Annotated in this window: 7 protein-coding genes; 1 reads left to right on the top strand and 6 read right to left on the bottom strand. The window is 43.2% G+C overall.

From position 1 onward, the window contains the following. The coding region (locus AB4323_RS20065) for a hypothetical protein (protein WP_206361182.1) at nt 1-207 on the top strand (207 nt) is incomplete at its 5' end. Between the two features lie 12 nt (nt 208-219). Here AB4323_RS20065 and AB4323_RS20060 read toward each other — a convergent pair. The 6 genes from AB4323_RS20060 to pspG all read right to left on the bottom strand — a co-directional run bounded on the left by AB4323_RS20060 (nt 220) and on the right by pspG (nt 6,165). Further along, nucleotides 220-996: a phosphoadenylyl-sulfate reductase gene (locus tag AB4323_RS20060; RefSeq protein WP_017059954.1), complete on the bottom strand. Its 777-nt coding sequence runs from the start codon at nt 994-996 to the stop codon at nt 220-222. Beyond that, nucleotides 989-2,716 (bottom strand): assimilatory sulfite reductase (NADPH) hemoprotein subunit, encoded by a 1,728-nt coding sequence (gene cysI, locus AB4323_RS20055; protein ID WP_102394624.1) that lies wholly within the window; start codon nt 2,714-2,716, stop codon nt 989-991. The genes AB4323_RS20060 and cysI overlap by 8 nt, the downstream gene beginning before the upstream one ends. Beyond that, nucleotides 2,716-4,581, bottom strand: a complete 1,866-nt coding sequence (locus tag AB4323_RS20050) for an assimilatory sulfite reductase (NADPH) flavoprotein subunit (protein ID WP_136981990.1) — start codon at nt 4,579-4,581, stop codon at nt 2,716-2,718. The genes cysI and AB4323_RS20050 overlap by 1 nt, the downstream gene beginning before the upstream one ends. A gap of 123 nt (nt 4,582-4,704) precedes the next feature. Continuing rightward, a complete protein-coding gene (locus AB4323_RS20045) occupies nt 4,705-4,935 on the bottom strand; it encodes a hypothetical protein (RefSeq protein WP_004735813.1) in 231 nt (76 codons plus the stop codon). Between the two features lie 201 nt (nt 4,936-5,136). Beyond that, on the bottom strand, nt 5,137-5,808 hold the full coding sequence (locus AB4323_RS20040) for a TIGR04219 family outer membrane beta-barrel protein (RefSeq protein ID WP_017059951.1): 672 nt from the start codon (nt 5,806-5,808) through the stop codon (nt 5,137-5,139). Between the two features lie 135 nt (nt 5,809-5,943). Further along, on the bottom strand, nt 5,944-6,165 hold the full coding sequence (gene pspG / locus AB4323_RS20035; RefSeq protein WP_017059950.1) for an envelope stress response protein PspG: 222 nt from the start codon (nt 6,163-6,165) through the stop codon (nt 5,944-5,946). Between the last annotated feature and the right edge of the window lie 157 nt (nt 6,166-6,322).

The raw sequence follows: 6,322 nt of genomic DNA, 5'->3' as shown, positions 1-6,322 counted from the left end.
AGGCGGCATTATAGAGATGTTCATCACATTGGCAAGTGTTTATTAAAGAAAGATGCAAAAATAACGATTACATGGCGAATAAATACTCAAAGCCTTATTTGTGCAAGTTTAACTACAGAGTACTTACAAAATAACCACAGACTTATCCACAATTGCTCTGATTTTCATCCTAGAAAACAAAAAAGCTGCCTCATGGCAGCTTTTTAAATGGCAACGAGTCTAAATCCCAGAACCATATTGCTCTCCATCATCTTCATGGAGACCACATTCGCGTTTCAACCCATTAAAACGAGTTTCCTCTTCAGTCATACCCGGTTCCCACTTCTTAGTTGTATGTGTATCTCCAACAGAAAGGTAACCCTGCTCTCGAAGCGGGTGATAACCGAGACCATGCTCTTCTAGGTAATAGTGAACATCTTTATTCGTCCAATCGATTACCGGCAAAAATTTAAACACACCATTTTGGATAGATAAGATTGGCAAATTTGCACGCGATTGAGATTGCTCTCTTCTTAAACCGGAAAACCATGTCCCAGCCTCGAGCTCATCCAACGCTCTTCTCATCGGTTCAACTTTATTAAGCTTGTTGTACTTCTCTATCCCTTCTATACCTTGATCCCAAAGTTTTCCATATTGCGCTTCTTGCCAATTAGGGCTCTGTTGGGCGCGAAAGACTTGAAGGTTTAGAGTCAACTTCTGACTTAACTCATCAATAAAGCGATAGGTCTCCGGAAATAGATACCCTGTGTCAGTCAAAATAACCGGAATATCTGGTTTTGCTTGGGTCACTAGGTGCAACATCAATGCTGCTTGGATTCCGAAACTAGAAGACACAACATGTGTCCCTTCTAAATTATCTAAAGCCCACTTAACTCTTTCTAATGCGGTTAGCTGCTCTAACTCTGCGTTGATTTGTCCAAGACGAAGTATTTGCTCCGTCTTAGTCAATGCGAGTAGCTCTGCTAACTTCAGTTTTGAAGCGACAGAATTATGCATGCAGATCCCTCTTTGAAATTATCACCTCTTCGATGATGCCAGCTCGGATTGTAAAATCACCGAACCCTTCATTGTCGTTACGTTCCGTAGCCCAACGTCCCACCAGCGAATCAATCTCTTCTAAGATCTGAGCTGAAGTGATGTTCTCTTTATACATCTTAGGGATACGAGTTCCGGCTTTGTTGCCACCTAAGTGCATGTTGTAACGCCCCGGAGCCTTGCCGACTAAACCAAGCTCAGCCAACATTGCACGACCACAACCGTTTGGACAACCTGTGATTCGAAGGATGATGTTATCTTCTTCTGGTAATCCATGTTTTTTCAGAATGTCTTCAACATCCGTTACAAACTCAGGAAGAAAGCGCTCAGCTTCTGCCATTGCTAAAGGACATGTTGGGAAAGCCACACACGCCATTGAGTTTTTACGTTGCTCTGAAACAGCATCATCCATCAAGCCATATTGACGCGCCAGTTTTTCAACCTTGGCCTTTTGACTCGTCGACACACCCGCAACAATTAGGTTTTGGTTTGCAGTCATGCGGAAGTCACCTTTGTGGATCTTCGCTATTTCAGCAACACCTGTTTTCAGAGCTTTACCCGGAAAATCAAGTAAACGACCATTCTCGATGAATAACGCCAAGTGGTGCTTACCATCAATGCCTTCCGCCCAACCAATGCGATCACCACGGCCAGTAAACTCATAAGGACGGCTTTCAGAAAATTCTACGCCTGCACGCTTTTCTACTTCTGCTTTGAATACATCAATACCAACACGGTCTAGTGTGTATTTGGTTTTTGCATTCTTACGGTTTGAACGGTTACCCCAGTCACGCTGAGTCGTTACCACCGCCGCTGCTACATCTAACGTTTTATCTAATGGCACAAAACCAAAGTCGTCAGCTTTACGTGCATAAGTAGAGGTATCACCATGTGTCATAGCAAGACCGCCACCGACTAACACATTAAAGCCCACCAGCTTTCCGTCTTCAGCAATAGCAACAAAGTTAAGATCGTTAGCATGGACGTCCACATCATTTTGCGGAGGAATGACAACCGTCGTCTTGAACTTACGCGGTAGGTAGTTGCTACCAAGGATAGGTTCTTCATCCGTTGTTTCTAGTTTTTCACCATCTAACCAGATTTCTGCATAAGCACGAGTCTTCGGTAATAGATGTTCACTGATCTTTTTCGCCCACTCGTAAGCTTCTTGATGAAGTTCAGATTCAACCGGGTTTGTCGTACATAGAACATTTCGGTTTACATCACCCGCTGTCGCAATTGAATCAATGCCAATGCTATTTAGCGTTTGGTGCATCAACTTAATGTTCGGCTTCAAGACACCGTGGAACTGAAACGTTTGACGAGTTGTTAGACGAATTGAACCGTAAGAGGTACTTTCGTCTGCGAACTTATCAATCGCCAACCACTGCTTAGGGGTAATGATGCCACCAGGCATACGAGCACGAAGCATGACGTTATGTAACGGTTCGAGCTTTTGTTTGGTACGTTCGTTACGAATATCACGGTCGTCTTGTTGATACATACCGTGGAAACGAATCAACTGAAAGTTATCAGCAGTAAAGCCACCTGTTATGCGGTCTTGGAGATCTTGTTCAATCGTACCGCGTAGGTTATTACTTTCACGCTTAAGACGCTCATTGTCAGCCAAAGGTCCAAGTACTTGACCTAGCACTTCTTGCTCTATTACTTGCTTGCTCATTAGTACACATCCCTTTGGTAACGTTTCGCTTTACGTAAATCATTAATATATTGTTCAGCTTGCTCGCGGCTCTGGTTGCCATGCTTTTCCGCTATCGAAACTAACGCTTCATGAACATCTTTAGCCATTCGAGTCGCATCGCCACAGACATAGAGGTACGCGCCCTCTTGCAGCCATTGCCACACCTGCTCTGCTTGTTCGATTAAACGGTCCTGAACATAAACCTTTTCTTTTTGGTCACGGCTAAAGGCAACATCGAGCTTAGTTAGCGCGCCAGACTTGAGGTACTTTTGCCATTCAACTTGGTATAAGAAATCTTGAGTAAAGGTACGGTCACCAAAGAACAACCAGCTTTTTCCTTCAGCATCATTGTTTTCACGCTCTTGAACAAAACTGCGGAACGGTGCGATACCGGTACCCGGGCCGACCATGATGATTGGTGTATTGTCGTCTTGTGGTAATTTGAAGTTATTGTTGTTCTCAACAAACACCTTCACTTCACCACCCTCTTCAAGACGTTGAGCTAAGAAGCTAGAAGCTCCGCCTAAACGAGACTCTTCGCCTTTTTGGTATTCAACCAAACCAACCGTCAAGTGAACTTCTTCATCTACTTCTGCTTGGCTTGATGCAATAGAATAGAGACGCGGTGTCAGCTTACGTAACAGGCCAATTAACTCATCAGCCGATAGCTTAGTTTTCTTCTCAGCTAAAACATCGACAACTTGAGTATTACCCGCGTATTCACGAAGCTTGTCTTTATCTTCCACCAGCTTGATTAACTTCTTGCTGCCCGATAACTCAGCAAACTTAGTCACAAGTTGAGGGTTTGAAGTGGTAATCTCAAATTTACTCACTAGCGCACTATGGATAGATAGATTCTCACCATCGACATCGACACTTTCGATACCCGATAACCCAACCTTAGAAAGAATCTGATTTGCGAGTTCTGAACTGTTTTCATACCATACGCCTAGCGCATCGCCGGGTTGGTAGGTAATGCCCGACTCATCAAGATCAATCTCGATATGACGAACATCTTTGCCCGAATCACGACCGGTGATCTTTTGGCTGGTTAATAGTGTCGCGGTGTATGGGTTTTGTTTGGTGTATTGCGAATGACCGGCGGCCGCTTGACCGACTGGTAATTGAACCACATCGGCTTCAGTGCCTGTCGATAGCGTCTCTTTTACTTGCTCTAATGCTTTAGCGCGCCATTCCGTTGCTGATTCTTCGTAATCAACATCACAATCAAGACGGTCGACAAACGATTTAGCACCAAGCTTAGCGAGGAAGCTATCGAAGTCTTTAGCCGTTTGGCAGAAGAACTCATAGCTTGAGTCACCTAAACCAATCACACCGTATTGTAGGTTTGATAATTTTGGCGCTTTCTTCGATTGTAGGAATTCATGCAACTCAATAGCGTTATCAGGGGCTTCGCCCTCACCATTGGTTGAAGCCACAAAAATGACGTGTGTCTCTTTGGCTAGGTTCTTACCTTTATAATCACTTGCATCGAAAAGCTCGACAGCAATACCTAAGGCTTTTGCTTCTGCCTCTAGCGATTCAGCGACGCCTTTAGCATTACCGGTTTGAGAAGCGAAGATAATGCTGAGCTTACCCGCTGGCTTAGCCGCTACTGCAGCGGCCGCTTGAGCGATTGGCGCAGCAGCACCGACAGGCTGAGCTTGGCTCACTCCCCAAAGGTAACCACTGACCCATGCCAGTTGCTGTGAAGACAGTTCAGAAACAGTTTGCTGAAGATGACCCAATTGTTGGTCATTAAGTGGTGCTGCTAGCCCAGGTAACTCATTAGCCCCAGACTGTGCATTATTATTTTGTGAAGACTCTTTCTTATTTAAAGACATGGTCACGACATCCCTAATCATTGCGTGACGATAGATTAACCACTCCTTTTAATAACAAGAAAGAATAGAAAAGTATGTTTTATAACTTTTTGGAAGTAAAAACCGATTGAAACGTAAATTGTCTTACTGGTTTTCAATGCGTACTTGCTGAAAGCCAACCGCCATTGCCGACTTAGATGCCAAGTCTAAATCCGCGTAATGACATTCTTCACCATGAACATCAGTAAGCAGAACAAAGCCCCCCCCCATATGACGAAACTCCACAACCCAAGACCCTTCTTGAATTGAGGGCTCTATGATGGCTTCAACTAACAGGTTTTCTCTATATAAATTTCGTAATTCATTGAGTGTCATATTCCATCCCTTGCTTTGACCTCACTACATAGACCTTATAAGAATAGACGCAAATTGGCTCTCTGTATTAAGGATGGTCGAAAGTGATGAATGTGCTAACTAATTCCAGAAAGATATATACTCAAGTAACCAATAGATATAAAAAACGCCACTTAATAAAGTGGCGTTCTTAAAATTCGCTCTAAATTTGCTTTATATGGCCTAGAAGCGCACTTCAGCACCAGCAAACCAGCCATCGACCATAACAAAGCTCTTACCTAGTTCTGAGCTAAAGAACTCATCCGAATCTAAATCGATAACACGGTAACCACCACGCAGGGCAATTTCAGATTCTGATACTGGAATTCGGTACTGAACACCCGCCATCAAGTCAGTGCTCTTAATACCACTGCTATCACCGAACTCCATCGTACCAATGATATCGAAGTTAGTGTCCGGCACATTGATCTCTGCGTTACCGTAGAAGCTCCACGTGAACTCATCAAACGTCGATGTTTTCGCACCTGTTGCTTTTGGTTCAATGTAATTCGAGTTTGAGTATTGAGTAAACGTCACACCCGCATCGAAGTTCATCAGCTTGTGATCTAACAACGTGTAATAGAAGGTGTAATCGTACTTATCGAAAGCCAATGAATCTGCATCAACAGAAGTATAGCGAAAGCTAGCGTTTGGTAGCATCGGGGCATTATGCTCAAATGCGAAATACAACGAAGGTGAGTTAGAGTCATCATCTTGTCTAACTTCGTTTAGCTTTGTACTTCCCCACCACATATCGGCACCGACTTTAGCCGTGTAAGAAAACTCTTCTTCAGCAGACACTGCCGAGCTTAAAGATAGCATTCCCACTAAAGCAATTAATGGCATTTTATTCATTTGAGATAGCTCCAATTCCATATCGTTGTGCTAATTGTATGCACATTCATAGATTATTGGGGAAAATTCTATCACACATCTTAAATTCTCAAACGATAAACCGATGACGATCAAAGATTTGACGACACCATGACCTTAGTAACGTCTCTGGTTAGAACTGTGTACAAAATTTTTGAAAAACCACACACCGATTGCAATCACGATCAACCAAGGCAGTAACTTAAACACGACGCCCATCATACCTAAGACCAACATGACTAATAACGCCACTCCGGTTGCAGCCAATACCGTCATAAACGTAATACCAGTGACAAGTAGAGTCGCAACGAAAATAAGAACAAATATTAATTCAAACATAATGGTCTCCCTAATGAGTTAATGACCTATCTTTCCTACTTTCTAACATTGCAGCTTCCATACCAAGTATGCCAACCCTATAAAATCCTTATTTATCAGATAAATAAAAAGCCACACATCTTCATGCGTGGCTTTTCGGAAACTTATAGTGGTAAAT

The organism is Vibrio sp. 10N.261.52.C11 (assembly GCF_041471405.1).
In the GTDB taxonomy this organism is placed as follows: Bacteria; Pseudomonadota; Gammaproteobacteria; order Enterobacterales; family Vibrionaceae; genus Vibrio; species Vibrio crassostreae_C.
Note: the sequence above shows the minus strand (reverse complement) of the source record. Positions and strands in the feature narration are given on the sequence as shown.